This window comes from Corynebacterium epidermidicanis, from assembly GCF_001021025.1.
GTDB lineage: Bacteria > Actinomycetota > Actinomycetes > Mycobacteriales > Mycobacteriaceae > Corynebacterium > Corynebacterium epidermidicanis.
In genome coordinates this window covers 346,135-371,127 of sequence record NZ_CP011541.1, presented here as the reverse complement: position 1 = coordinate 371,127, position 24,993 = coordinate 346,135, and the positions used below count along the sequence as shown (strand labels likewise).

The window sequence follows — 24,993 nt, the reverse complement described above, 5'->3', positions numbered from 1 at the left end:
CTGCCGACGGGTGTCGACAACCCAGGGGAATTACTCGCCTTCGACGGTGATGCCCATGGAGCGGGCGGTACCAGCGATGATCTTTGCGCCGGCTTCAACGTCGTTAGCGTTGAGGTCTTCCTTCTTGGTGGTAGCGATCTCGCGGCACTGATCCATAGTGACCTTACCAACCTTTTGGGTGTGCGGAACGCCGGAACCCTTCTGCAAGCCAGCAGCCTTCAGCAGCAGCTTGGCTGCTGGAGGGGTCTTCAGCTTGAAGGTAAAGGAACGGTCTTCGTAGACGGTGATCTCAACAGGGACCACATTGCCGCGCTGGTTTTCCGTTGCAGCATTGTAAGCCTTGCAGAATTCCATGATGTTGACGCCGTGCGCACCAAGCGCTGGGCCAACTGGAGGTGCAGGGTTTGCCTGACCAGCCTGGATCTGCAGTTTGATGAGGCCAGCGACCTTCTTCTTAGGAGCCATCGAACTACCTACTTTCCTTGTTACCGCCTGCACTTGCCATCGATGCCTGCAAGCGCGACGTCCGGATGCCCTTATTTCTATGAGCCACCGGGGATGAATGATTCAAGGCGTGCAGAAAACACGCGGTTGCTAACTGTACGCCACAGCCCGCCCCGATCCAAATCGCCGATCGTGCTTGTCGACGTCCTGGTGCAGGGCGGGCTGTTGTGCGAAAACTAGGAGATCTTTTCTACCTGATCGAAGGTGAGCTCGACCGGAGTTTCACGGCCGAAGATGGACACCAAAGCCTGGAGCTTGCCGGTCTCAACATCGATCTCCGAGATGGTTGCGGAAACAGATGCCAGCGCACCCGTGAGGATGGTGACAGCTTCGCCAACTTGGAAATCAACCTGAGGCTTCTTCGAAGCTTCAGTCATCGGCTGAGCAATGACCTTCTCCCCTTCTGCGTTGGTTGCGTCTGCTTCGCCTTCCGCAGGTGCGGTCTGCGGCATCAAGAACTTAGCGACGTCGCGGTGCCTGACCGGGGTGGCGTTACCTTCATTGCCCACGAAGGAGGTCACACCCGGGGTGTCGCGCACCACAGACCAGGACCGGTCGTTGACATCCATGCGGACCAGGACGTAGCCCGGGAGGAGCTTACGCTTGACCAGCTTGCGCTTGCCGTCGCGAATTTCAGTGACCTCTTCGATCGGCACGACAACATCGTAGATGGAGTCCTCAACCTCGAGAGTCTGGGCGCGCATGTCAAGGTTGGTCTTCACCTTGTTCTCGTAACCCGAGTAGCACTGAATGATATACCACTGACCCGGCAGCTTCTTGAGCTCACGAATGTAGGCACGCAAACGGGCCTTGTATTCGGCGAGCGCCGCATCCTCCGCGTCGGCCACCTCGGCAGCTTCTGTGTCCCCGAGAGCCTCGGCTGCGCGGGCGACTTCTTCGCTGCCAGGAGCCTCAGCTGCCGCTTGCTTCGCTTGGTCTTCAGCAGCAGCGAATTCGTCGATGTGGCCGTTTTCCGTAGCCAGTTCGTCACTCATGGTTGATCTTCTACTCTCGCTTTACGTTGGGTTAACTCGGGTCGTGTTTTGCAGCGCAGGGCCTGCGTTAGGGCGAGCCTCATCGACTTCGCCCCGGGGCGACCACGATTGGCCCCCATCATACTCGTGGGGCTGCTTCTCATGATCAGGCAATAAATTATCCCGCCGACCCTTGCGGGCTTTCGGCGGGATAAACAGTACTTTGATTCTAGCTAAGCGCCAAGAACTTTCTCAACTCCGAGTCCGGCCAGCCAATCGACGCCAGACACCAGAGCAGTCATGATGATCAGAAACACGAACACGATCGTGGTGTAGACCACCATCTGCTTCGCGGTAGGCCAGATAACCTTTTTTAGTTCCGAACCGACTTCAGGAAGGAAGGAAGCTACACCACCGCCAACCTTCTCAGAATCATCCGACACACGAGTAGCTTTCTTAGCTTCCATCTGTGCAGTGGAAGTGGTTGACGCTCCAGTGAGCTGACGCTTACCAGTAGGGCGGGCTGCACCTGCCTCATTTGCTGGTTGACGATCTTCAGACACACGAGCTCCTTGAGTCACACAGTTAGGGTTACCTTGCAGGGGCGACAGGAATTGAACCTGCAACCTACGGTTTTGGAGACCGTTGCTCTGCCAATTGAGCTACGCCCCTAAGCACCACCATGTTTGGCAGTACGGAACCACTTTAGCGGAAACTGGACAGAATTCAAATCTCTTGCCAGCGATACCTCGGTGACTTCTCGAGTTGAGATCCTTTTACCCGAAAGCACCGACAACCAAATTGGATCCCGGTGCAGAACTTGTAAATGAAATCTCAGTAGCGATGGCGAGAATTGAACTCGCGACACAACGATTATGAGTCGTTTGCTCTACCACTGAGCTACACCGCCATGGGTTGGGTCTTCCCTCCGGCAAACTTACCAGAGAAAAGAACAGAGCCCCCTGACAGAATCGAACTGTCGACCTTTTCCTTACCATGGAAACGCTCTGCCGACTGAGCTAAGGGGGCACAGCCTCTGAAAATCTGACAGCTTTTCACTGCCCGCTTTCCTTGAAGCCTTGAGTAGAATAACCGCATTTTGTTTATCAACACAAATCGACTGGTCAAAGCTAGTTTTTGATTAACTCTTTTCACACTTTAACGACCGGCGAGTCGCGGTGCGCTTCGGCGAGTCGCGGTGCGCTTCGGCGAGCGCGAGCGCCGAGCGCCTTAGAGCTTGCTCAAAATCGCAAAAGCTGAGCCATCTGAAAGACAATCCGAGCTTGAGTAGCACACTGAGCAAACACTGAACTAGTCGCCACAAACAATCCAGCTTTCCGAAACTTCCAGCACATTGTGAAGCTCGGCCACTGGTAAAGCCTGCTCCCCAGCTACCCGAACAGGAGAGCTTCGGAAGTACGACCTAGCAAGTGTGCAGCCCCAACAACACTCAAAAAAACAAAGCTCACCCCGGGTGTTAAGTAAAGAAAAGTGTGTATCTGATGCATGTTTCCCGCAACGTTATGGGCCTGAAGCCAGTATTTACTGTTGTCTGGCAGCCGTAGCTCGCTCGATGTCGTCCCTTCGGTGTAGGCGGACTACCGCTGTGGGATTTTATTCATTAAAAAACGCTGTTCTACGTAGTCTGACTACGCCGAAGCGACGACATAGCACTTGTGCAGCAAACCCGCACGGCCGACGACACACCGACCGGACACACTTTTCGTTACCTAACCCCAAAAAAGCTCATCCCCGGCCTGACAGCCCAACCCCACAAGCAGACACACGAAAGAGCACCCCACGCTCATCTCAGAGTGTGGGGTGCTGTTCGTGTGCCAGATGATGGATTCGAACCAACGTAGGCAATGCCGACGGATTTACAATCCGCTCCCTTTGGCCGCTCGGGCAATCTGGCGTGCTCTTTTTCAAGTGCGTTACATACTCTACTACGAGGCACCTACTAGAGAGCAAATCGGCAGGTAGATGCAGCTAAAAGTAGTTTTATCCGACGCGGGCAACTGTCATGGCAGCTAGGGTACGCAGCGCATCAGTGTGTGGTCCTTCAGGCAGGGAATCGAGTTGGGCGTTGGCGTGCTCAAGGAGGCGGTTGACGTCGGCAAGCGCGCGTTCACGCCCGTCAGTTTTTTCAATCAAACCAAGTACCTCGACGAGCAACTCGTCGTTGTCCCCGATAGGGCCGGTAAGCTTTTCGCGCAGCTCGGCCCCGGCGGCGGACGTATCAGCCAATGCGTAGAGGACGGGGAGGGTGAATACACCTTCGCGCAGATCGGTGCCGGGGTTCTTCCCGGACTGTTTGGGGTCCGAGAAGATGTCGATGATGTCGTCGACAATCTGGAAGACCATGCCAATGTCGTAGCCGAAAGCGTGGAGAGCCTCACACACCGGCTTGGGCGCGCCCGCGTGAAGGGCACCTAGGTAGCCTGCGGAAGCGATAAGCACCCCGGTCTTTTCCTTGATCACTGCCATGTAGTGTTCGACCTTATCGCCATCTCGAGCGCCGATGGTCTCGCGCATTTGGCCGGTAACCAGATCATGGAAGGTCTCGGCGAAATGCAGAACAGTATCCGTACCAAGCTGGGCCATAATGCGGGAAACATTTGCCAGCAAAATGTCGCCGGCAAGAATGGCGATGGAGTTGTCCCAGCGGGCGTTGGCGGAGTCTACCCCGCGTCGCATGTCCGCTTCGTCCATCACGTCGTCGTGGTAGAGGGTTGCCAGGTGGGTCATCTCCACGATCGTGGCTGCGCGGACAACATTGTCTGAACCTGGCTCGCTGCCGTATTGAGACGCGATCAGCGCGAACATGGGGCGGAATCGTTTCCCGCCCGCCTTCGCCAGGTGCAGCACCTTTTCGGTGACGAAGTCTTCACCTTGCTGGAGTTCACTGCGCAAGAGGTTTTCGACTTTTTGCAATCCAGAATTGACGGCGCTGGTTAATTGGGCATCGCCAAGTTCAATATGGGGAACAGTGCCGTCCGCTGCAGTCACCTGGGTGATTGGCGAGGTGCCGTTGCCATTGCTCATTCCTCGATGCCCTCGATCTAAAAGTCACGTGTTGACCCATGGTGGCCCCATGAGTCCCGAAAATAAAACTAGCTAGGTATTTACCGTAGTCCAAAGATTTATGCGATACACACCCCGGGGTGGGTGTCGCTTGCAGTAACTTGCCACAATGGTAGACGTGACCGACATAGTTTCGACCGATCTACTCATCGTAGGCGCCGGCCCGGGCGGCAGTACCGCCGCCATCTACGCAGCACGCCAGGGCCTTAGCACCCTGCTTATCGACGCCGCCGAGTTTCCCCGCGACAAAACCTGCGGTGACGGCCTCACCCCTCGCGCCATCCACCAACTACGCAAACTCGGCCTAGCCGACGACATCCTGCGCAACTACACCTCACACGGTTTGAAACTGCACGGTTTCGGCGGATCGGTTACCGCCCCTTGGGCAGACTCTGCTTTCGGCCCCGAAGGTTCCGCCATGCCGCGTACCGAGTTAGACAACTACCTCGTCCAACACGCAGCTAGCCAACCTGAGGTCACACTGTGGCAGGGTGCCGAAGCAGGAGAGATCCAGTTCGCGAACGGGCAGATCGAGCAGGTCCACGTTCGCGTAGGTGAGCAGGAGCGCGTCGTTAAGCCCCGCGTGGTTATCGTTGCCGACGGCGTGCGCTCGACCTTCGGCAAGCGCCTCGGACGCGAGTGGCACCGTGGAGAGGTGTACGGCATCGCCGCGCGCTCCTACTGCCCTACCCCGCTGCACGACGAGCCCTGGATCCATTCCCACCTGGAACTCCGCGATTCCTCCGGCGCGATCCAGCCGGGATACGGCTGGATTTTCCCGCTCGCAAACGGCAGGGTCAATTTAGGTTGCGGAGCGTTGTCAACAGATGAGCGGCCCGCGCGGATCAACACGAAGAAGCTGCTGCGCACCTATGCCGATTCTATGCGGGACGAATGGAAACTCGGCGAGCCAACTGAAGTTGCTTCTGCACTGCTGCCGATGGGTGGCGCTGTGTCCGGGGTCGCTGGCCCTAACTGGATGCTCATCGGCGACGCTGCTGCCTGCGTCAATCCACTCAACGGCGAAGGGATCGACTATGGCATGGAGACCGCGGAACTTGCCGTTGAGCTCGCTGCTACCTCGAAAGACTTCTCGTTGCTGTGGCCGCATGTCCTCCGCACGCAGTATGGCGACACCTTCCAGCTAGCGCGAACCCTAGCCCGCGCGCTCACCTACCCGCAATTCCTACCGATGACCGGCCCCCTGGGCCTGAATACCCCACTTTTGATGAGGTCCGCTGCCCGGCTGATGGGAAACCTAGTCACCGAGGAAGACAACGACATCGTCGCGCGGTTATGGCGCACTGCCGGACGCGCCGTCGCGGGCCGACGTGGCGACGCACCGCTGTGGAGCTAGGTAGCCCCAGCAGCTAGGCCAATGGCTTCCTAGCCGAATGCAACGCCACGATGCCGAACGTCAGGTTCTGCCAACCCGCATCCACCCAGCCATTGCGATTAATGCGACGCGCCAATTCCTCCTGGTCCGGCCATGCCCGGATAGAATCCGCCAAATATTCATATGCAGTCGGATTGGAGCTCACAGCCCGCGCAATGCCAGGGAGCACCCGCAAAACCAGCGCATACGCCTGAGCAAATCCAGGAAGAATCGGGGTGGAGAACTCCGCGATCGTCAGTCGTCCGCCGGGTTTGGTTACTCGAGCCATTTCCCGAATTGCAGCCTCGTGGTCGTGGATGTTGCGCAGCCCGTAGGAAATGGTGACGGCGTCGAATGTATTGTCCGGGAACGGCAGCTGCATGCCATCGCCAGCCACCTTGGGTACGTTGCGGTGCGCACCGGCTGCGAGCATGCCACGGGAGAAATCGCACGCGATCACATCCGCACCGGATTTTGTCAGCTCAACTGTCGAAACTGCAGTGCCCGCAGCTAGATCAAGGACCAGTTCACCTGGCTTCAGCGCGAGGCGCTGCCGGGTTCGACGCCGCCAGTGAGCATCAATCCCCATGGTGAGCACCGTGTTGGTGATGTCGTAGTTCTTACCGACCTGGTCAAACATCCGAGCGACGTCGATAGGCTGCTTGTCCAGATTCGCCTTGATTCCCTTTTTAGCCACGCGTCCAGCGTAGTCGACCTACTGGTGGTTGGCGTCGATGCGGGCACCTAGCGCCTTCGCTGCCCACAATGGCAGCTCCGGGATGGGCCCGAAGAAGGTGAGTGGGACGCGTCGGGATTGTTCGATGACAGCGTCGTAATGCTTCATCAGCTGGGCACACAGGCTTTCCCATGTTTTGGTGCGCACAGAATCACGGGCGGCTGCGCGCATGCGGTCGTAGCGTACCGGATGCAGGATAGAGTCGACCGCGTCCGGAAGTTCAGCGGAGAAGGTGTCTACGTTGAGGAGCTCACCATTGACTCCCGGCGTAATGAGGTCGATCGGGCCACCGGCACGAGGGCCAATGGTCGGAACGCCGGAGGCTTGCGCTTCCTGAATGGCCTGGCAGAAGGTCTCAAATTCGCCCGTGTGCACGAACAAATCGAGGGAGGCATAGGCCACAGCCAGCTCCTCGCCGCCAAGCGCACCCATAAACACTGCGTTGGGCATGGCAGCTTCGAGCGAGGCACGCTCGGGACCGTCGCCGACGATAACTAGTTGCAGGTCATTGCGGTGTGCAAGGGACTTCAGGCGGTCGACACCCTTCTCCGCAGCCAGCCGTCCAACGAAGCCCACAATGCGCTTAGAACGCGTTGGGTCCCATTCTTTGCGCAGCTCTTCTGAACGCTTGGCTGGATGGAAGCGGACCGTATCCACGCCGCGACCCCAGTGGTAAATCTCGTTGATGCCATGGGATTCCAGTTCCGCGATGGTCACCGAAGACGGCGCGAGCGTGCGCTGACACATGTTGTGCAGAGTTCGGGTCCACTCCCAGCTCGCGGCAGCGAGTGGCGTCAACTTGTATTTGGTGGCAAAACCCGCGACGTCCGTTTGGTAGATCGCGATCGCCGGAACACGCAGCTGACGTGCAGCGAAAGCTCCCGCGCCACCCAACACGAACGGCGAGGCCAAGTGGATGATGTCGGGGTTGAAGTTTCGCAACGCGTGGGTGACAGCTGGAATCGGCACGCCCACCGGCAGCGAATTGATCAGCGGAACCATGATGGTGGGCACCCGGAAGATCGGGAAACCCAGGTAATCTGCGATTTCTTCCTCGAAATCCCGCGCCCCAGGAGCAACAACCATTGCCTCATGCCCATTGGCATGGAGGTGTTCCAGCACTCGGAGCACCGAGTTCGTTACGCCATTGACGTTTGGTAGGAAAGATTCCGCCACAATCGCTACTCGCATGCGGACGATTGTCTCCCTTCAAAGTCACGTAAAGCTTGTCACCAGGTTACCTAGAAGCAACATTACGGCAAAAAGATTGCGAACTAATTCATTCCACCTATCGCCGGTTGCGCTTTTCGACGCCCACCTCGACGCAAAGCGACGAGCAAGGCTATGAAAACCACCGTAGCTACCGCGGCAGTTGACCCGGCCGGCAGCAGCGAAAGCGTCCACGTCCTACCTTCAACTTTGACCAACTCCGGATTGCCTTTAGCGTACTCAACCCAGACTCGCTGCCCCTCACCTAGCCCGCTCGGGTACAACACACCCGCGCGCGGTGAGTGGAAAATACCTGCTTCGTCTTGATAATCCACCGTGGTCCGGATGCTGGATACCGAGGTTACTCGGGCCAGCGCCCGTCCATGGCTCGCGTTGATTTCACGGTCGTTGAGAAATGGGCCTGCGACCATCGCCACGCAGCCAAGGATCGCACAGGCATACAACGCGATAACCAGCTGGGTAAGACGCCGACGGACCTGCACTAAAATTTCACAGCCTTCGTGATGTTTGCATGCAAATCGCGGCGGGAAGCGCGCGTGGTACGCGCCTCAATCACGCGGAATGCTGGGGGTTCCTCGATGCTGTCCATGAGGGCATCGATAAGCTCTGGCAACGAAGTAACCTCTTGGTGTTCTACCCCGTATCCTGCGCAGATGTCTGAGATCTGGGCATCGTGCGGGGTGCCGAATACGCGCTCGAAGCGGTCGCGATATTCTTCCGCGCCTTGCTCCAAGGTTTCGAAAATGCCACAACCGTTGTCGTTGGCAACAACGATGGTCAGGTTTTCTGGGCGTGGCTCGTCGGGGCCGATCAGTAAGCCGCCAACGTCGTGTAGGAAAGTCACGTCGCCGAGCAACGCGACAGTGCGAGGCGCGCGAATCTCCTCCGGGTGCATCGCCTGAGTAGCCAGGGCGACGCCCACGGCCTGTGCCACAGTACCGTCGATTCCTGCAGCTCCGCGCGGTGAATAGGTGCTCACGCCATCAAACGGCAGACCCACGAAGGCAACATCGCGAATCGGGTTGGAGGCACCGACCACGAGCGTATCACCAACACCCAGGGTATCCGCGATGGCTGCCGCGACATGCAGGCCCGTGAAATCCTCAGACTTCTCCAACTGTTCTCGCACCGTCTCGGCTGCCAGTCGGCTCGCCGCATCACAAATCTGAAGCCACCGCTGGGACGGCTCTCCACTTACCCGCACTCGGCTGGCCACGTGTTTCGCGTTGCCGGTCGGGTCGGTGAACTGGTCGTTCTTGGTCAGCACCGTTAACTCAATGCCTGGATCCTGTAGTAGTTTCAAGACCCCACGATGCAGCGTCGGATGGCCAACGACCACGATCTGTTCGGGCTTCGTGTGCACCACATACCCCTCGCTGGAGACCTGCTCCTGTGCGAAGACCCCGGCAGCTAGCGGGTGAACTGCGTGATAGGGCGCCGGGGCGGTTGGCTCGGCGATGGTCGGTACGTCCTCGAGACCTTCGACCGCCCAACTACCGTCGCCAGCGACGACCAACGTGTTCTTGGTCAGGTCCAGATCTTTAGTACCCCAGTCACGTTCCCCCAGCTTAATGCTGTGTTTACTGGCCTCGATCAGCTCAGACTGCCCCACCAAGGGGTTTCGGAAACCAACATTCACGTGGCTCACCGGGCGGGCTAACGCACGCCGGAGGGTGGCGGCCGCCGTATCCGGACGAGTGTCTACCTCGATGTTGAACGTCTCGGCATAGGGCTCAAAAAGCCCGTTTTGCTGGATGGTTTGGGAGGCGCCGGTACCCACGAAGTAGCCCGGACGGTCCGCAGAAAGAATCAGCAATGGAGTGCCCGAAAGCTGTGCTTCGATCACAGCTGGCAAGGTATTGGCGACAGCCGTCCCGGAAGTCATCACCACCGCCACCGGCCGCTTCTGGACTCGGCCAAGTCCGAGCGCGAGGAATGCGGCCGAGCGTTCGTCGATACGCATATGCAGCTTGAGCGGGGACTTCGCGAGCGCCAACAACAACGGTGCGTTGCGCGAGCCTGGGCAGGCAACAACATCCGTCATTCCCGAAGCGATGAGTTCAGCGACAATTCGGTTAGCAACGTCCACAGCGGTCATGGGTTTTAAGTCTACTGCGTCTAGGGCGGGGGAAGTTCCCTCGGCTGATGCGCGGGTTACAACGCCCGATAGCATTCCCGCAGCCGAGCTATCCACCAATCCCGCACGTCTGCCGACGCGGCCAGTTCAGCCAATCGGGCTTTCTCTGGTACGACTGGCGCTACGGCGAGATGACCGTCGATAAGCGGGCGGCTTTCGGCCACATCATGCACGAACAGCGAGGACGTGCCCAGGCCTGCGGGGGCGGGCGGGACGTGGATGAAATCGTCGTCATCGTGGTCCGGCAGCGCGGCCACCGCTGCAATCCCGGCATACATACCGACTGCCGTGTCCAGCGCGCCCGACACCGTCAGGGCCAACCCATGCTCCGCCAAGTGCTCCGCAATCTGCAGCAAGCGGCGGGGGCCACCCAAGGGCGGAGCCTTAACGACGCCCACGTCGGCGGCCTTCTTTTCAAGCACGAGGAACGGATCGTCGGCCTTTCGGATCGACTCATCCGCCGCTACCCGCTGGAAGATGCCCTTGCGTTGCAGCCGACGACGCAGTTCAGCGAGTTCGTCGAGGGTTGCGCACGGCTGTTCCAAGTAGTCGAGGGGGCCAAAAGTCATGGCGGCTTCCTCGGCTTGGTCAAGCGTGTAGCCCATGTTGGCGTCAATCCGAATCTTGGCTCCCGGTCGCGCTGACCGAACCGCCTCGACCCGCGCCCGATCCTGGGCTAACGTGTGACCCTTTTCAGCGACCTTAACCTTGACGGTCATGCAGCCCGGAGAGCGTTCTAACAGCTCAGCGACTTCTTCCGGCGCAACCGCCGGGATGGTGGCATTGACTTCCACTCGATCGCGTAGCGCCGGCGGAGGCCCCTGGAAAGCCATCTCCAGACCACAGGCCAGCCAATGTTTCGCCTCCTGAGGTGCGTACTCGCGAAACGGGCTGAACTCTCCCCAGCCGGCAGGGCCGTCGATGAGCAGGGCTTCCCTGGTGGTGATGCCCCGGAACGAGACCCGCATGGGCAAGCTGACGACGTAGGAGCGGTCGATCAATTCGTCTAGGTCAATGTCGTGAATGTTGAAATTCAAGCGAGCGCCTTCCGCAAGTATTCGGCGGTGGTCGTTTGTGCCTTGGTCATATCCTCAGGTGTACCAGCGAAAACGATCTGCCCGCCACCGTGGCCGGCTTCCGGGCCGACGTCGATGATGTGGTCCGCGGCAGCCATGACAGCCACGTTGTGCTCGATGGCAATCACCGTGCGGCCCTGGTCAACAAGCGAGTGCATCATCTCGATGAGGGTCTTTGTGTCGGCGAGGTGCAGGCCCGAGGTTGGCTCATCAAGCACGATAATCGGCGCGTTTTCCGTCATCTGAGCTGCGAGCTTAAGCCGCTGGCGTTCACCACCGGACAATGTAGACAGTGGCTGCCCCAGCTTCAGGTACGGTAGACCGACCGATACGAGTCGCTTCAGCACCTTAGCTATTTCGCCGGTCTTGAACACCTCCAAGGCTTGGCGGACGGACAAGTCAAGGACTTCCGAGATATCCAAGCCGTTTACCTTGTACTGCAGCACATCTTCTTTAAAGCGCTTACCCTGGCATTCTTCGCAGGTCGTGGAGACACCGGAGGTGAAGCTCAGGTCCACGTACACCACGCCGAGCCCCTTACAGGTCTCGCACGCGCCCTCCGAGTTGCTGGAAAACAGTGCTGACTTGACCCCATTGTCCTTGGCAAACTTTGCGCGAATCTTGTCGAGGATGCCGGTGTAGGTCGCTGGGTTGGAACGCCTTGAGCCACGAATTGCAGATTGGTCAACAACCAGAACATCATCCCTCTCGGAAAGGGCTGCGCTGACCAGCGAGGACTTGCCCGATCCCGCCACTCCAGTAACTGCGGTAAGTACCCCGAGTGGGAATTCAACGGTCACGTCACGCACGTTATTGCGGTTGACATGTTCGACCTTGAGCACGCCGGGGGGCGTGCGGGCTTCCCGCAGTGTGAGCTTCGTATTCAGGTACTTCGCAGTGATCGAATCCGTCTCGGCGAGCCCTTCAAGCGGGCCCGAGTACACCAGCTCGCCGCCGTCCTTGCCCGATCCCGGGCCGATGTCGATGATATTATCCGCAGCCTTGATGACCTCCGGCTTGTGCTCCACGACCAGCACCGTGTTGCCCTTGTCGCGAATATTTTGCAGTAGGGTGACCATCCGCTGAATGTCGTGCGGGTGCAGTCCCGTCGTCGGCTCGTCGAAAACGTACGTGACGTCGGAGAGCGGTGAGCCCAGGTGGCGGATCATTTTCACTCGCTGGGCTTCGCCACCAGACAAGGTGCCGGCCGCGCGGTCGAGAGAGAGGTAGCCGAGGCCGATGTCCACCATGGATTGGAGGATGCCGAGAAGATTGTCGCGGGCTGGGCCGACCTTTGGATCGAGGCCTTGGACGAAAGTCAGCAGCTCGTCGACCTGCCAGGTGGCCAGCTCGCCGATGGTCTTGCCGTTGACCGTGGCGATCCGAGCCGCTTCCTTCAGCCGAGAGCCCTGGCAGTCTGGGCAGGTGCTCGTGGTGGCGATATCTGCCACAAAGTTGACGATCTGTTTCGCCTTCGGTGGTTCCGCGCGATCAATCCACAACCGACGCACACGGGTGATCAACCCCTCGTAGCTGGTGTTTTTGCCGTTAACCTTGATCTTTTGTGGCTCGGCGTACATCAACATGTCGCGATCCTGCTTGCTGAACTTGTTGATCGGCTTATCCAGGTCAAACAGCCCCGTTTCGCCATAGGTCTTCCAATACCACTCCCCCACGTTATGGCCCGGCGCGGTGATTGCTCCTGCATTAAGAGACTTCGATTCGTCGATAATTTTGCTCTCGTCGAGGGTCGCGGCCTGGCCGGAGCCTTCGCAGGTGGGGCACCAGCCGTCGGGAAGGTTGAAGGAAAACGCGCTGGAGGTGCCGACATGTGGCTCGCTTAGGCGCGAAAACAACAGTCGCAGGATCGCGTGCGCGTCAGTCGCGGTGCCGACCGTTGAGCGGGAATTCGCCCCCATCCGCTCCTGATCGATAATGATTGCTGGGCTCAGGTTTTCCAACACATCGACTTCAGGGCGTGGCAACGACGGCATGAAGCCCTGGATGAAGGTCGAGTACGTCTCATCGATGAGTCGGCGCGACTCGGCGGCGATGGTGCCGAACACCAGACTCGATTTACCCGAGCCGGACACTCCGGTGAACACGTTGAGGCGACGCTTCGGGACATCAACGTCCACATTCTTCAAGTTGTTTACGCGGGCGCCACGCACCCGGATAGTGTCGTGAGCATCGGCTGGGTTTAAGGTCATATCACCATTATCGCACGCTTATCGACGCCCTCCCGCTGGCTCCGCCCTGGCAGTGGCGGGGAATGCTTTGCTTCCCTTACAAACGGCTGCAAACCCGCTACCGCGTCCCCTCGTGGTAGTCCGACTACGCTCTAGGGGCATTTTCGGCCGTTTTCCAGCACCGCTGGGTAGTCCGACTACACCGAAGTGACGCGGTAGCAGCTGTGCAGCACAAATCGAGGCGCTGCCGACCCAAGCCAGCCCTACCCGGTGCCATCACGCCAGCCGACCGTCCCCATAAAACTAAGCTGGTACCCATGACTAACCCATTTGACCCCACGCAATGGCAGACCGTCGAGGGTTTCGAAGACCTGACGGACATCACTTATCACCGGCATGTCGGCACCAGCCGTGCCGACGGCATCGTGCGCATCGCATTCGACCGCCCCGAGGTGCGCAATGCTTTCCGACCACACACCGTCGATGAGCTTTACCGGGCACTCGATCATGCGCGTCGCTCACCTGATGTCGGCACCGTGTTGCTGACCGGCAACGGCCCGAGCGAAAAGGACGGTGGCTGGGCGTTCTGTTCTGGCGGTGACCAGCGCATTCGTGGCCGTTCGGGGTATCGATATGCGGAAGGAGAGACGGCAGAGACCGTCGATAAGGCTCGCGAAAAGGCCGAGGGTGGGCGTCTGCACATTTTGGAGGTGCAGCGCCTAATCCGCACCATGCCGAAGGTCGTGATCGCGGTGGTCAACGGCTGGGCCGCGGGTGGTGGGCACTCGCTGCATGTGGTGTGCGACCTCACGATCGCCTCACGCGAGTACGCCAAGTTCAAGCAAACAGATGCAGATGTCGGATCCTTCGATGCCGGCTACGGCTCCGCTTACTTGGCAAAGATGGTGGGCCAGAAATTTGCCCGAGAGATCTTCTTCCTCGGACGCACCTACGATGCGGAGACAATGCAGCGCATGGGCGCGGTCAACATCGTTGCCGACCATGCGGACGTGGAAGACGAAGCGATCCAAGTCGCCCGCGAGATCAACGGAAAGTCCCCAACTGCGCAGCGCATGCTTAAGTTCGCCTTCAACCTGACTGACGACGGCCTCATGGGCCAGCAAGTCTTCGCAGGTGAGGCCACCCGCTTGGCCTACATGACCGATGAGGCCGTGGAAGGAAAGAACAGCTTCCTGGAAAAGCGCGACCCGGACTGGTCCGAGTTCCCGTATTACTACTAGGAGGCGGGGTGTTTTGCTAAGTCGGAGGCAGCTTTGCTGGGGGAATCACCAAGCCCTTCGGCTTCGACCCGGGCGGCATCGGCCGCGGTGAAATCGACCGTTTCATCGGCAACAAGTTCGTCGACGACTTCGCCCGTCAGGTTTTCCTGCAAGATCTCCGACTCCGCGGGCGATTCTTCCACCGCCTTCTGCAGGGCAGAAGCGTGCTTTCGGGTGAACATCTTCCGCGGGTCGAGCTTGCGGATCAGGAGTGCACGAATCGTCTCGCGTCGCTTGATCTCTGCGTCGATCTGCCGACGGTGGCGGAGATACGCGAGGAACAGCACCGCGATGAGCACTAGACCGACGTAGCCCAAGATGGGATACAAAAACGAAACCAGGCTCTTGAATCCGACGGTGGACAGCACGATCCCAATCACGCAAAATCCGAGGTAGACACGTCGGAAAAGGTGAGGTCGGCTGGCGGTGGCCCGGCGCGACATCGAGTAGAACATGCCGATCGCGGTGTTGTAGATCATGGCGTAGATGACGATTGCCATCGCTATGCCCAACCATGGATGGATGTGGTTGACCAGTGCGAGCGTCGGCATGCTTTCTTGGCCGACGATTGGCAGCGTCAGCCAGAGGCTCACCACCAGGCACAACACCAGCGCGCTAAAGATCAAGCCACCTAGGAATCCGCCCCAGCCGGCTGCGCGGGTATCGGTCTGCACGCCGCCGATCACGATTGCCATAGATGCACCCACGATCAGGTTGAAGCCCACGTAGTTCAGGCAAGACACCCACCAGTTCGGGAGCCCGGTTTGGACCTGCGCGGTAGCGGCATCAAGTGTTGAAAGGTCGCTGGGGGCCTGGGTGATGGCGTACACCGTGGCCAGAACAATGAACATAATGATGAACGGGGTGCAGGCGCCGATAACCGTGGAGACTTTGTCAATGTCCAGGAAACCGGTGGCCATGGTCAGCACGATCATGATTGCCGAGCCGACCCACAACGGCAGACCGAATTGCTGCTGCAGGTTCGCGCCCGCCCCGGCAAACATCACGAAGCCGACAGAAAACAGCGTGATCATCACCCCGACGTCGAGAAGCAGGGCGATCGGCCGACCCGCTACCTCGTTGAGCACGGCGGTGTGTTCCTGGGCCATCCAGTAGGACCCGAAGCGCAGGACGATCATGCCCGTGATGGAAATCAACACACTGGAGATGACTGCTCCGACTATCCCCCATGGGCCGAAGGCCACGAAAAACTGAATCGCTTCCTGCCCGGATGCGAATCCTGCACCAACGACAACGCCTACAAACGCCATAGCGATGCCTATTGCCCGCTTAATCACGACGATCCTCTTCTCATCTGTGGCTGTCCCACGACAGCCATCACCGGCTACCCCATGGCAGCCATCACAGTGCGTTCTACTCTAGGACGGACTAAACCCTGTGGTCACGCAGGCAAAGGTCTCAAAAAGGTCTCGATGCTGGGGTTTTGCTCCGCTACACCCTGCGCGCCCAGGCATGGTTTTCACTTACTGACCAGCGCACACTCGCTATTTAAGAAAGAGTTACCGTTTTGATACGCTCCCAAGCCCCTAAAATCACTAGACATGAACCTTCAGCCACTCGTCGTGCCTGCCGAAAACCCGGCTTTAATCCTGGACGATCTCGAACGCGCCATTAGTGGCGAGTGCGCATTATTACCCTTGCCCTCCACGGATCATGCGCGGGCGCGCGTCCTGCGTGCCAGCCAACGGGCCGGCGAACACATCGAAAACACCGCCCTGGTCATGGCCACCTCGGGCTCCACTGGCGAGCCCAAGGGGGCGATGCTCTCCCCCGCTAACCTCGTTAGCAGCGCGGATGCCACGCACAAGTTCTTAGGTGGGGCAGGTCAGTGGTTGCTCGCCTTGCCCGGCCACCACATCGCCGGGATCCAGGTGCTCATCCGCAGCTTGATCGCTGGCGTCGAGCCACTGTGCCTGGACCTGCGCACCGGCTTCCACATCAGCGCCTTCGCGCAAGCGGCCCGGGAGCTCAAAGCCACCGACGACCGCGTCTACACCTCTCTCGTACCTAACCAGCTGGTCAAAGCCATGGACACCCTAGAAGGCATCGAAGCACTCCGGCTTTTTGATGCCATCTTGGTCGGCGGCGCGGCGGTGGGACCCGACACGCTGCGCGCCGCTCGCGAATTGGACATCAATGTGGTTACAACTTATGGCTCATCAGAGACCTCCGGAGGTTGTGTCTACAACGGGAAGCCAATACCGGGGGCGCAGGTCCGTACCGACAGCTCGGGGCGTATCCATCTGGGGGGCCCGATGGTGGCCCACGGCTACCGCAACGTGCCAGACTCCCCCGCGTTCGCCACGCCCGGCTGGTTCGCCACCTCGGATCTAGGAACCGTGGTGGACGGCACGTTGGTGGTGTCGGGACGCCTGGACAATGTGATCATCACCGGAGGCCTGAAAATTCAGCCTGAAGTGGTAGAAAACGCCATGTTGGCGGTGCGTGGCGTGCGGGAGGTCTGCGTCCTCGGTGTCCCGGATCCCAGGTTGGGGCAAAAGATCGTGGCCGCTTATTCGGGGGCAGTCTCCCCCGGCGAAGTAATTTCTGGCCTGGACGACCTGCAGCGCTGGCAACTGCCCCGCGAAATTAAGCAGGTGGAGGCTTTGCCACTCATCGGTCCGGGGAAGGTGGATCGTCGGAAAGTGGCCAACCTCTTTGGTTAGTCTTCCTGCCGGGAAGCCTCAACGAGTTTTTCCAGGTCCTCGGGGTGGTAGACCTTGCGGATCTGTTCGTCGTTTCCACCCATGAGCGTGTTTCCTACTACCAGGGCGCCGATCTGAGTTGTCGGGATGACGGCGAAGTGGCGCGGCTGTGCATAGACCTGGCGGATGGGGTGGCCGGAACGCAGCGCGCAGGCATGCAGCCAAACATCGTCCGCACGTGGGGTGAGCTGCTGAAACACGTCGCCTTGTTCGACCACATAGGAGATGAAAGCCGGCGGGTACATGACCCCAGACACCCCGGTGGCGAAGTGGAGGAAGGAAGCATCGCAGGTATTGGCGGCGCTCCATTTTGCGTAGGGCATCATTCGGCCGTCGCGAAGCTCGATGCGGTGGGCACGGTAGGCGTGGATGACATCGCTGCGGAGATCGCCGATGAACAGCAAGTTTTGCAGGAACCATTCTGGGTAGATCATGTCGTCATCGATGGTTACTACGCGGGTATCCGTGCCGACAACTTCGCGGAACTGCCCCCAGTACTTGGTGTGCGGGCCATAGTGCCCATCTGAGCAGCGCACCTGCAGCCCGCGCTTGATGAGGCGCTGGAGTGTCTCTGGGTACTCTGAGTGAAAATCTTCTTCGTCGAGCCACAGCACGATCGGTGCTTTCATATAGCCCCGGGCGATAGATTCCAAGGTCAAGTACACCTTTTCCAACCGCTTACCGTGTGAGGTAAGCGAGATGACAACAGGGCCGCTGCTCGGGATCCGGGTATGTTTGATGCGGTTGCCCACGTAGAGCGGGATGATGCGGAAACAAGTAAGGAAGAAGCTGGCGATCTGCCCGAGGGTATATCCGATCCACATCATCGTTACTTGGCCGCTACCTTTCCGAACAGAAACAAAATTTGTCCCTACCTTACTACCTTGCCCCCAATCGAGCCCGGCGGGCAGCCAGGGGGCACAATAGATGACATGTCTACACGCACCGCCACCCCACAGGATTGGTTCCAAGCTGCTCGCCCCCACACCTGGGCTAACGCCTTCGCGCCCGTCGTAGCAGGCTCCGGTGCGGCCGCGCTTATCGACGCCTTCTCCCCCGGCCGGTCAGCACTTGCTCTGATCGTCTCGTGGGCGTTGATCGTCGGGGTGAACTATGCCAACGACTATTCCGATGGCATCAGAGGCACCGATGAAGATCGCACCGGACCGGTCCGATTGACCGGAGCGCGTCTAACCGAACCACACAAGGTTAAACAGGCTGCCTTCCTCGCTTTCGGGGTGGCCGGGGTGGCGGGCATCGTGCTATCGCTATTGAGCGCCTGGTGGCTCATCCTCGTCGGCGCCGCCTGCATCTTGGCCGCCTGGTTTTACACCGGCGGCAAGAACCCATATGGCTACCGGGGGCTTGGTGAGGTCGCTGTGTTCGTGTTCTTCGGCTTGGTAGCGGTCTTAGGCACGCAATTCACCCAAGCTGGTCGCGTGACGTGGGCTGGCCTCGCTTGCGCGGTAGCCATTGGTTCCATGTCTTCGGCTGTCAACCTGGTTAATAACCTGCGAGACATTCCTACCGACAAAGAAGCCGGAAAGATTACGTTGGCGGTCCGGCTTGGCGACACCAACACCCGTCGCCTCTGGGTCGTACTGGCATCGTTGCCACTAGTGCTCAGCGTAGCGCTGGCCATCTATACGTGGTGGGCGTTAGCTGCCCTGATTGCAGCCCCGCTTTTAGTCAAAGCTGCGCGCCCGGTGGTGAGCCAGGCGCAGGGCAAAGCCCTGATCCCAGTGCTGGGTAACACGGGCCGGGCCATGTTGGTGTGGGCCGTAGTGACGGCAGTGGCCCTAGCGTTCGGCTAGTTCGCTCCGCACCCATTCTTTGTGCGCTTTGCGCTGGGCATCCCATTCCGCGAGCTCGGCGTTGACACGAATACGCAAACCTTTGAACATGAACATCGACAATGGGAAAGCGACGAAGAGCGCCAGCATTGCGGAAATGAGCAAAGGAACAGGCGCACCAATCAGATAGGCCAGCCACGCAATGACCACGGTGAGCACTGCGAACAGTAGAATGCGGGCTAGGCCGTACAGCGCGATGTCCCGCCACGCCCGATTGCGCAGGCTGGTATCAAGCGTCGGCTCTGGATTCGTTTTTTCGTTCACGACTGTAGACACTATCAACTGGAGGTTGTAATGGGTCGCCTGCTCCTACTATTGCTCGTCATCGTGGCGGTGGTGCTGCTCTGGAAGGCTTTCGCCCCACAATCTCTCGGTGGCGCGCCCCGCCCGCAACAGCCTCGCGCTATCAAGGGGCCAGACGACGACGAAGAATTCCTCTGGCAACTAGAAAAGGAACAGTTTAAGAAGCGTCGCGCAGAGGAAGAACGCAAGAAGCGGGAAGAAGACTAGAGTTCTGCAAGCAGCGCCCGCACCCGCGCATCGATGTCTGCCGCAATCAAATCCATCCGCTCTTCCCCTTCGATCCCCCGCAAGGAAGGCTCGTCGGTCAGCCAACGCTCATAGGTGATATCCGCAGGCAGTTGTGCATCTGGCCCCAACACGATCACGCGTTGCGCTTCGCGGATGGGGACGTCTTGCAGTCCCTTCGACACCGTGCCCATGGTGGCGCCCAGCTTTTCGACGGCCCGTGCGCTTTCCGCGTTTACCGAACCCTTCGGCTTCACGCCACACGAATACGCTGGGATGTCACTGTGCAAGCGATGTAACGCTTCTGCCATCTGTGACTTCCCGGCATTTGATACACATACGTAGACGATCATCCTAAATCTCCTTAAACCACGTCTTCTTCAAGTACAACGCTACGTAGACCAGCCCAAGCAGGATGGGAACCTCGATGAGCGGCCCGATCACGCCAGCAAGGGCTTGCCCGGAGGTCACCCCGAAAGTCGCAATGCTTACCGCGATGGCCAGCTCAAAGTTGTTTCCGGCGGCGGTGAATGCCACCGTGGCAGAATCCTCATATGGCAAACCGGCTTGTTTCGCGGCCCAGAGGGAGAAGAAGAACATCACCACGAAATAGGCCAATAGGGGCACGGCGAGGCGCACCACTGACCAGGGGTTGCGGGTGATTTCATCGCCCTGTAGGGCAAACAAGAACACGATCGTAAACAACAGTCCTGCGAGCGCGAGCGGGGAAATCCGCGGCAGGAAGGTTTCTTCGTACCAGGTTCGCCCTTTGGCTCGCTCACCAAAGATGCGCGTCACTGCGCCGGCAACCAGGGGGATACCCAGGAAGATCAGGACACTCTTGACAATTTCTGTCGTTTCGAAGTGCACGCTGACGCCGTCGCCAAGCCCGAGCCACTGGGGAAGCGCCTCCAGGTACAGCCAGCCGAGTGCGCCGAAAGCAAGGACCTGGAAAATAGAGTTGAGGGCCACCAAGACCGCAGCGAGTTCGCTGTCTCCGCAGGCTAGGTCGTTCCAAATCAATACCATCGCGATGCAGCGTGCAAGGCCAACGATGATCAGTCCGGTGCGCAATTCGGGAAGGTCCGGCACGCACAGCCAGGCGAGCGCGAACATGAGCGCCGGCCCCACCACCCAGTTGAGCACCAGGGACAGCGCAAGAAGTTTCTTGTTGCCAGCGATGGCTCGGGTTTCGTCGTAGCGGACCTTGGCTAGCACGGGGTACATCATGACGAGAAGGCCGATAAAAATGGGCAATGACACATTACTTACCTGAACAGCTGAGAGAATTTTATTCAGGTTAGGGACTGCTCGTCCTAGCAGGATACCGGCCATCATGGCGAGCAGTATCCAGACGGCCAAGTAACGATCTAGCAGGCTGAGCGATTTATTAAGTTTCACCGCACCAAATCTACTACACGATTAGACCGATGACTAACTGAACGATGGTGAACGTTATTTTAATTTCCCGGCGCGGTAGTTATATTGATTGCATGACATTCAACCTGCCGATTGAAGATGCCGACGCTTGCTGCCCCGCAGTCATGCTGCCAGCTGACGCCACCAAGGTCGTCGAACTTCTGAAATCGGTTGCCGACTCCACCCGCCTCCGGCTGCTCTTTCTCGTAGCCGAGCGGGGTTGTGAGAACGTGTGTGGCTGCGACCTCGCCGAGGCAATGGGGGTCTCCGCACCCACCATTACACATCACATGAAGAAGCTCACCGCCGTCGGACTCGTCGAGCGGGTACAGCAGGGCAAGTGGGCCCACTACACGATCAACATCGAGCTCTTCCAGATCGTTAAGAATCTGGTGGATAGCGTCTACCAACCGATCGCCCTGGACGCGGCCTAATCACAGTCCACGTCAGGACTATTCGCCGACTTCTTGATTGGCGATCACCCAGCCGTCGCGAAGCATCGTTTCGTAGGCTGTGCAGTCATCAATGTGTGGCAGCTCAACCTCCGCGAGCTTCGGAGCGACTTTGTCCTTAACTGACAGAACATAATCCATTTCGGGCCATTCAATTCCCAATTCCGGATCGAATGGATCGATTTCATGCTCGCCACTCGGGTCATACTCTGAAGTGGTGAGGTAAGCGACGGTGGAATCCTCCAGTGCCACAAAGCCGTGCGCAAAGCCAATGGGCACGTACACGCTATGACGATTATCCGCGCTCAACTCAAAAGATTGCCAACGCTTGAAGGTAGGCGAGCCCGCGCGAACATCAACCACCACGTCCAGCACGCGCCCCTGCACGCAGCTGACAAATTTCGCTTGGCCTGGAGGCACATCGGCAAAGTGCAGACCGCGCAGCACCCCGCTTTTCGACGTCGAGATGTTCGCCTGCTGCAGGTCAAAAGGAAAGCCCGTCGCTTCCTCAAACTCGCTGGCTTTGAACCACTCATGGAAAGTGCCCCGGCTGTCGGGATGCACCAGGGGTTCGGAAAGCCACACTCCACCAAAAACTTCGCGCCACATGTCAGCTAGTCTAACGTCCATCTTTGGACCGCGCCCGACCTACTTGTGCCCCAAACAAGAAGTCGAGCACACCACCGGGGTGCTCGACTTAGTACTGGTTCTCGTTCTTCGGACTACTCTCCTGCGAGTTGCACGGCGTAGCGCGCGATAGCTAGCTCCTCGTTGGTAGGCACGACCAGCACCTTGACCTTAGAGGAGTCTGTCGAGATGATGCGCGGCCCAGTATTAGGCAGCGCGTTGCGTTCCGGGTCGATCTCGATGCCGAAAACTTCCAGGTCCTGCAGCGCCGAGGCACGCACATCGACATCGTTTTCACCGACGCCTGCGGTGAAAGTGATCGCGTCGACACGACCCAGCGCGATCATGTACGACCCGATGTATTTGCGCAGGTTGTGGATGTAGATGTTGTAAGCCAACCAAGCATCTTGATTGTCCTGCTCGATCATCGCGCGCAATTCGCGGAAGTCATTAACTCCGGAAATACCCTTCACACCCGACTTTTTGTTGAGCAGGGTGTCAATCTCATCGATCGACATTCCGGCGGAACGGTGTAGGTGGAAAACGATGCCGGGATCAATATCGCCGGAGCGGGTGCCCATGACGATGCCCGCGAGCGGGGTCATACCCATGGAAGTATCGATCGCCTTGCCATTGTGCACTGCGGAGATCGACGCGCCATTGCCCAGGTGGCAGACAATCTGACGGGTGTGTTCCGGATCGCGGCCGATCAGCGCTGGAACCTGTTGCGAAACGTACTCGTGGCTGGTGCCATGGAATCCGTAGCGTCGCACGCCATGCGCAGCAGCAACTTCAGCGTTGATGGCGTACAGCGCTGCTGCTGGCGGCAAGGAATGGAAGAACCCGGTATCGAAAACGGCAACGTGTGGGACGTCCGGCAGGATTTCCATCGCGCCCTCAATGCCGACGATGTTGGCCGGGTTGTGCAATGGCGCCAACGGAATGAGATCGCGCACCATGTTCAAGATTTCATCGGTAATCACGACGGGCTGCGAGAACAACAGACCACCGTGGACTACACGGTGCCCCACAGCAGTGATTTCTACCTGCGAAGGCCCGATCCCATGCTCTGTCATCAGGTCAAACACCATGGAAAGGCCCACAGCGTGATCTGGGATCGGCGCGGAGACCGTGTACTTTTCTCCGCCAGTTTTCAAGGTGACGGCGCCGGATGGTTCACCGATCTGCTCCACTAGACCGGAAGCCAAAGGTGGCTGCGTAGCGTCAGCCGATGGGTCGATGAGCTGGAATTTCAGCGAGGAAGACCCGGAATTAAGGACAAGTGCCAGTGCCATTTACTTCGTTCCTGCCTGAATTGCCGTAATAGCAACGGTGTTGATGATGTCCGACACCGTAGCACCCCGAGAAAGGTCGTTGACCGGCTTGTTCAGGCCCTGCAAGATCGGGCCAACAGCCAACGCGTGGCCGGTGCGCTGTGCGGTCTTGTATCCAATATTGCCCGCCTCAAGGTCGGGGAAGATGAAGACATTTGCTTGACCAGCAACCTCGGAACCTGGCATCTTCTTCGCAGCCACGCCCATGTCCACAGAAGCGTCGAACTGCAGCGGACCGTCCACCTTGAGCTCTGGGTCCAGCTCGCGAGCCTTAGCGACGGCCGCCGCGCACCGATCCACGTCTGGGCCAGAACCGGAGGTGCCGGTGGAGTAAGAAAGCATTGCTACGCGCGGATCGATGCCGAACTGCGCAGCGGTCTTTGCGGAAACAACAGCGATTTCGCCCAGCTGGTCTGCGGTCGGGTTCGGATTCACGGCACAGTCGCCGAAGGCCCATAGTCGGCCACGCATCACCATCAGGAAGATAGAAGACACCACGGATGCTCCCGGGACCGTCTTGATGATCTGGAAAGAAGGCTTGATGGTGTGCGCCGTGGTGTGAGCTGCGCCGGAAACCATGCCGTCGGCAAGGCCCTTATGAATCATCATGGTGGCGTAGTAGGAGATGTCTTTCATCGTCTCCTGAGCTTCTTCGAGGGTGACGCCCTTCTTCTTGCGCAGCTCGGCGAAGTCCGCGGCGAACTCCTCGGCGCGCGGATCGGTGAGATGGTCAACGATGGTGGCCTTTGACAGGTCAAGCCCCAGTTCTTGGGCACGCTTATTGATGGCGGTTGGTTCGCCAAGGATCGTGAGGCGGACGGTGTCGTCAGCGAGAAGGTAGTGAGCAGCCTGAAGGATGCGATCATCTTCACCCTCTGGCAAAACGATGTGGGCGTTTGCCTTCTTGGCGCTTTCCAACAGCCAGTTCTGGAAAACTTCCGCACACATAACCACTTCTACTTCGGTCTGGAAAACCTCGTCTGATACTTCTTCGCCAGCGTGGAAGGTAGCCAAAACCTGGGCACCCAGTTCCTCGGCGTGAGCCACGGAAAGATCAACGTGCGTGGCGTTCGCCTCGTGCAAGAGCAGCAGGCCTACACCCAAAGCAGCGGCTGCCTTGGCGTCGAAATCGATGGATCCGGTCCCGATGAGCAGCTTCGGGCCGTCGGCAAGCGGTTGCGCTGCCAAGATTTCAGCGAGGTCCGGACGATCCTTCGTCAATGGAGCCACCTTCAGGCCGTGCTGGGCGGCAAAGGCATCAGCGTCGAAGCCGTCGAGAGTACGGCCGACGGTGGTGAGGAGGACTGACTTGGTTTCGTTAGTCATGGTTAAGTCCCTTTCTGCACGGTTCCAACAAAATGTGGGAACACATGGACAGCGGTTAGTGAGTCCAAGCACACATCAGAACGTTGAGTGTGATTCATCTCGAAGTTTAGCTAGTTGACCCGCAACTTTGCATGCCCGAAACA

Annotated in this window: 24 protein-coding genes and 4 tRNA genes; 6 read left to right on the top strand and 22 right to left on the bottom strand. The window is 58.8% G+C overall.

All coding sequences use genetic code 11. The annotated features are described in order from the left end of the window. Positions 1–30 precede the first annotated feature (30 nt). The 8 genes from rplK to CEPID_RS01720 all read right to left on the bottom strand — a co-directional run bounded on the left by rplK (position 31) and on the right by CEPID_RS01720 (position 4,523). Complete coding sequence (rplK, locus tag CEPID_RS01755) at positions 31–465, bottom strand: 50S ribosomal protein L11 (protein WP_047239499.1); 435 nt, start codon at positions 463–465, stop codon at positions 31–33. A gap of 215 nt (positions 466–680) precedes the next feature. Next, positions 681–1,499 (bottom strand): transcription termination/antitermination protein NusG, encoded by an 819-nt coding sequence (nusG, locus tag CEPID_RS01750; RefSeq protein WP_047239498.1) that lies wholly within the window; start codon positions 1,497–1,499, stop codon positions 681–683. 212 nt (positions 1,500–1,711) lie between these two features. Continuing rightward, positions 1,712–2,041 carry a preprotein translocase subunit SecE gene (gene secE, locus CEPID_RS01745; protein ID WP_047239497.1) on the bottom strand — a complete coding sequence of 110 codons (330 nt, stop codon included), beginning with the start codon at positions 2,039–2,041 and terminating at the stop codon, positions 1,712–1,714. Between the two features lie 36 nt (positions 2,042–2,077). Continuing rightward, positions 2,078–2,150 (bottom strand) — tRNA-Trp (locus CEPID_RS01740). Between the two features lie 166 nt (positions 2,151–2,316). Beyond that, a tRNA-Met gene (locus CEPID_RS01735) sits at positions 2,317–2,388 on the bottom strand. A gap of 46 nt (positions 2,389–2,434) precedes the next feature. After that, positions 2,435–2,507, bottom strand: a tRNA-Thr gene (locus tag CEPID_RS01730). An 804-nt stretch (positions 2,508–3,311) separates the two neighbouring features. Further along, positions 3,312–3,393, bottom strand: a tRNA-Tyr gene (locus CEPID_RS01725). Positions 3,394–3,479: 86 nt separating this feature from the next. Next, on the bottom strand, positions 3,480–4,523 hold the full coding sequence (locus CEPID_RS01720) for a polyprenyl synthetase family protein (protein ID WP_047239496.1): 1,044 nt from the start codon (positions 4,521–4,523) through the stop codon (positions 3,480–3,482). Between the two features lie 148 nt (positions 4,524–4,671). On the opposite strand from CEPID_RS01720, the gene CEPID_RS01715 reads away from it, so the two are divergent. Next, complete coding sequence (locus tag CEPID_RS01715; RefSeq protein ID WP_047239495.1) at positions 4,672–5,919, top strand: geranylgeranyl reductase family protein; 1,248 nt, start codon at positions 4,672–4,674, stop codon at positions 5,917–5,919. A 13-nt stretch (positions 5,920–5,932) separates the two neighbouring features. Here the strand turns inward: CEPID_RS01715 and CEPID_RS01710 are convergent, their stop codons facing one another. The 6 genes from CEPID_RS01710 to CEPID_RS01685 form a co-directional block, all read right to left on the bottom strand. Beyond that, positions 5,933–6,577 carry a demethylmenaquinone methyltransferase gene (locus tag CEPID_RS01710; protein WP_047241267.1) on the bottom strand — a complete coding sequence of 215 codons (645 nt, stop codon included), beginning with the start codon at positions 6,575–6,577 and terminating at the stop codon, positions 5,933–5,935. A gap of 75 nt (positions 6,578–6,652) precedes the next feature. Next, positions 6,653–7,864, bottom strand: a complete 1,212-nt coding sequence (locus CEPID_RS01705; protein WP_047239494.1) for a glycosyltransferase family 4 protein — start codon at positions 7,862–7,864, stop codon at positions 6,653–6,655. An 83-nt stretch (positions 7,865–7,947) separates the two neighbouring features. Further along, positions 7,948–8,385: a DUF3592 domain-containing protein gene (locus tag CEPID_RS01700; protein ID WP_236684273.1), complete on the bottom strand. Its 438-nt coding sequence runs from the start codon at positions 8,383–8,385 to the stop codon at positions 7,948–7,950. Further along, positions 8,385–10,001: a 2-succinyl-5-enolpyruvyl-6-hydroxy-3-cyclohexene-1-carboxylic-acid synthase gene (gene menD / locus CEPID_RS01695; RefSeq protein WP_047239492.1), complete on the bottom strand. Its 1,617-nt coding sequence runs from the start codon at positions 9,999–10,001 to the stop codon at positions 8,385–8,387. Before menD ends, CEPID_RS01700 begins: the two co-directional genes overlap by 1 nt. Positions 10,002–10,057: 56 nt before the next feature. Next, positions 10,058–11,008, bottom strand: coding sequence for an o-succinylbenzoate synthase (locus CEPID_RS01690; RefSeq protein WP_236684309.1), 951 nt, complete (start codon positions 11,006–11,008; stop codon positions 10,058–10,060). Between the two features lie 65 nt (positions 11,009–11,073). Continuing rightward, positions 11,074–13,326, bottom strand: coding sequence for an ATP-binding cassette domain-containing protein (locus tag CEPID_RS01685; protein ID WP_047239490.1), 2,253 nt, complete (start codon positions 13,324–13,326; stop codon positions 11,074–11,076). Between the two features lie 296 nt (positions 13,327–13,622). Here CEPID_RS01685 and CEPID_RS01680 point away from each other — a divergent pair, with 296 nt between their 5' ends. Beyond that, on the top strand, positions 13,623–14,546 hold the full coding sequence (locus tag CEPID_RS01680) for a 1,4-dihydroxy-2-naphthoyl-CoA synthase (RefSeq protein ID WP_047239489.1): 924 nt from the start codon (positions 13,623–13,625) through the stop codon (positions 14,544–14,546). Here CEPID_RS01680 and CEPID_RS01675 read toward each other — a convergent pair. Next, on the bottom strand, positions 14,543–15,856 hold the full coding sequence (locus tag CEPID_RS01675) for a YkvI family membrane protein (protein ID WP_201775206.1): 1,314 nt from the start codon (positions 15,854–15,856) through the stop codon (positions 14,543–14,545). The genes CEPID_RS01680 and CEPID_RS01675 overlap by 4 nt on opposite strands. A gap of 291 nt (positions 15,857–16,147) precedes the next feature. On the opposite strand from CEPID_RS01675, the gene menE reads away from it, so the two are divergent. Then, complete coding sequence (menE, locus tag CEPID_RS01670; protein ID WP_047239488.1) at positions 16,148–17,272, top strand: o-succinylbenzoate--CoA ligase; 1,125 nt, start codon at positions 16,148–16,150, stop codon at positions 17,270–17,272. Here menE and CEPID_RS01665 read toward each other — a convergent pair. Beyond that, positions 17,269–18,135, bottom strand: a complete 867-nt coding sequence (locus CEPID_RS01665; RefSeq protein ID WP_047241265.1) for a hypothetical protein — start codon at positions 18,133–18,135, stop codon at positions 17,269–17,271. The genes menE and CEPID_RS01665 overlap by 4 nt on opposite strands. A 108-nt stretch (positions 18,136–18,243) precedes the next feature. Here CEPID_RS01665 and CEPID_RS01660 point away from each other — a divergent pair, with 108 nt between their 5' ends. Further along, on the top strand, positions 18,244–19,125 hold the full coding sequence (locus tag CEPID_RS01660; RefSeq protein ID WP_047239487.1) for a 1,4-dihydroxy-2-naphthoate polyprenyltransferase: 882 nt from the start codon (positions 18,244–18,246) through the stop codon (positions 19,123–19,125). Here CEPID_RS01660 and CEPID_RS01655 read toward each other — a convergent pair. Next, positions 19,111–19,428: a DUF4229 domain-containing protein gene (locus tag CEPID_RS01655; protein WP_061363650.1), complete on the bottom strand. Its 318-nt coding sequence runs from the start codon at positions 19,426–19,428 to the stop codon at positions 19,111–19,113. The genes CEPID_RS01660 and CEPID_RS01655 overlap by 15 nt on opposite strands. 30 nt (positions 19,429–19,458) lie before the next feature. On the opposite strand from CEPID_RS01655, the gene CEPID_RS01650 reads away from it, so the two are divergent. Continuing rightward, complete coding sequence (locus CEPID_RS01650) at positions 19,459–19,674, top strand: hypothetical protein (protein ID WP_047239486.1); 216 nt, start codon at positions 19,459–19,461, stop codon at positions 19,672–19,674. On the opposite strand, the gene CEPID_RS01645 is transcribed toward CEPID_RS01650, so the two are convergent. Beyond that, complete coding sequence (locus CEPID_RS01645) at positions 19,671–20,045, bottom strand: arsenate-mycothiol transferase ArsC (RefSeq protein ID WP_047239485.1); 375 nt, start codon at positions 20,043–20,045, stop codon at positions 19,671–19,673. The genes CEPID_RS01650 and CEPID_RS01645 overlap by 4 nt on opposite strands. Position 20,046: 1 nt before the next feature. Further along, positions 20,047–21,030: an ACR3 family arsenite efflux transporter gene (gene arsB, locus CEPID_RS01640; protein ID WP_083984329.1), complete on the bottom strand. Its 984-nt coding sequence runs from the start codon at positions 21,028–21,030 to the stop codon at positions 20,047–20,049. Between the two features lie 155 nt (positions 21,031–21,185). Between arsB and CEPID_RS01635 the strand changes: the two genes are divergently transcribed. Beyond that, on the top strand, positions 21,186–21,545 hold the full coding sequence (locus CEPID_RS01635) for an ArsR/SmtB family transcription factor (protein ID WP_236684272.1): 360 nt from the start codon (positions 21,186–21,188) through the stop codon (positions 21,543–21,545). 18 nt (positions 21,546–21,563) lie between these two features. On the opposite strand, the gene rfbC is transcribed toward CEPID_RS01635, so the two are convergent. The 3 genes from rfbC to pta form a co-directional block, all read right to left on the bottom strand. Then, entirely contained in the window at positions 21,564–22,172 is a 609-nt protein-coding gene (rfbC, locus tag CEPID_RS01630; protein ID WP_047239483.1) for a dTDP-4-dehydrorhamnose 3,5-epimerase, read from the bottom strand. A 113-nt stretch (positions 22,173–22,285) separates the two neighbouring features. Further along, entirely contained in the window at positions 22,286–23,485 is a 1,200-nt protein-coding gene (locus CEPID_RS01625) for an acetate kinase (protein ID WP_047239482.1), read from the bottom strand. After that, positions 23,486–24,850, bottom strand: coding sequence for a phosphate acetyltransferase (pta, locus tag CEPID_RS01620; RefSeq protein ID WP_047239481.1), 1,365 nt, complete (start codon positions 24,848–24,850; stop codon positions 23,486–23,488). It abuts the gene before it with no gap. Between the last annotated feature and the right edge of the window lie 143 nt (positions 24,851–24,993).

What these genes read in the sequence shown, in the direction of transcription:
- CEPID_RS01720 (WP_047239496.1), bottom strand. Translation starts at nt 4,523, where the DNA reads ATGAGCAATGGCAACGGCACCTCGCCAATCACCCAGGTGACTGCAGCG.
- CEPID_RS01645 (WP_047239485.1), bottom strand. Translation starts at nt 20,045, where the DNA reads ATGATCGTCTACGTATGTGTATCAAATGCCGGGAAGTCACAGATGGCA.
- CEPID_RS01675 (WP_201775206.1), bottom strand. Translation starts at nt 15,856, where the DNA reads ATGGCGTTTGTAGGCGTTGTCGTTGGTGCAGGATTCGCATCCGGGCAG.
- CEPID_RS01690 (WP_236684309.1), bottom strand. Translation starts at nt 11,008, where the DNA reads ATGCGGGTCTCGTTCCGGGGCATCACCACCAGGGAAGCCCTGCTCATC.
- CEPID_RS01715 (WP_047239495.1), top strand. Translation starts at nt 4,672, where the DNA reads ATGGTAGACGTGACCGACATAGTTTCGACCGATCTACTCATCGTAGGC.
- nusG (WP_047239498.1), bottom strand. Translation starts at nt 1,499, where the DNA reads ATGAGTGACGAACTGGCTACGGAAAACGGCCACATCGACGAATTCGCT.
- CEPID_RS01680 (WP_047239489.1), top strand. Translation starts at nt 13,623, where the DNA reads ATGACTAACCCATTTGACCCCACGCAATGGCAGACCGTCGAGGGTTTC.
- CEPID_RS01685 (WP_047239490.1), bottom strand. Translation starts at nt 13,326, where the DNA reads ATGACCTTAAACCCAGCCGATGCTCACGACACTATCCGGGTGCGTGGC.
- CEPID_RS01625 (WP_047239482.1), bottom strand. Translation starts at nt 23,485, where the DNA reads ATGGCACTGGCACTTGTCCTTAATTCCGGGTCTTCCTCGCTGAAATTC.
- menD (WP_047239492.1), bottom strand. Translation starts at nt 10,001, where the DNA reads ATGACCGCTGTGGACGTTGCTAACCGAATTGTCGCTGAACTCATCGCT.
- arsB (WP_083984329.1), bottom strand. Translation starts at nt 21,030, where the DNA reads ATGATGGCCGGTATCCTGCTAGGACGAGCAGTCCCTAACCTGAATAAA.
- CEPID_RS01665 (WP_047241265.1), bottom strand. Translation starts at nt 18,135, where the DNA reads ATGTGGATCGGATATACCCTCGGGCAGATCGCCAGCTTCTTCCTTACT.
- CEPID_RS01635 (WP_236684272.1), top strand. Translation starts at nt 21,186, where the DNA reads ATGACATTCAACCTGCCGATTGAAGATGCCGACGCTTGCTGCCCCGCA.
- rplK (WP_047239499.1), bottom strand. Translation starts at nt 465, where the DNA reads ATGGCTCCTAAGAAGAAGGTCGCTGGCCTCATCAAACTGCAGATCCAG.
- rfbC (WP_047239483.1), bottom strand. Translation starts at nt 22,172, where the DNA reads ATGTGGCGCGAAGTTTTTGGTGGAGTGTGGCTTTCCGAACCCCTGGTG.
- CEPID_RS01660 (WP_047239487.1), top strand. Translation starts at nt 18,244, where the DNA reads ATGTCTACACGCACCGCCACCCCACAGGATTGGTTCCAAGCTGCTCGC.
- CEPID_RS01710 (WP_047241267.1), bottom strand. Translation starts at nt 6,577, where the DNA reads ATGTTTGACCAGGTCGGTAAGAACTACGACATCACCAACACGGTGCTC.
- CEPID_RS01650 (WP_047239486.1), top strand. Translation starts at nt 19,459, where the DNA reads ATGGGTCGCCTGCTCCTACTATTGCTCGTCATCGTGGCGGTGGTGCTG.
- CEPID_RS01705 (WP_047239494.1), bottom strand. Translation starts at nt 7,864, where the DNA reads ATGCGAGTAGCGATTGTGGCGGAATCTTTCCTACCAAACGTCAATGGC.
- pta (WP_047239481.1), bottom strand. Translation starts at nt 24,850, where the DNA reads ATGACTAACGAAACCAAGTCAGTCCTCCTCACCACCGTCGGCCGTACT.
- menE (WP_047239488.1), top strand. Translation starts at nt 16,148, where the DNA reads ATGAACCTTCAGCCACTCGTCGTGCCTGCCGAAAACCCGGCTTTAATC.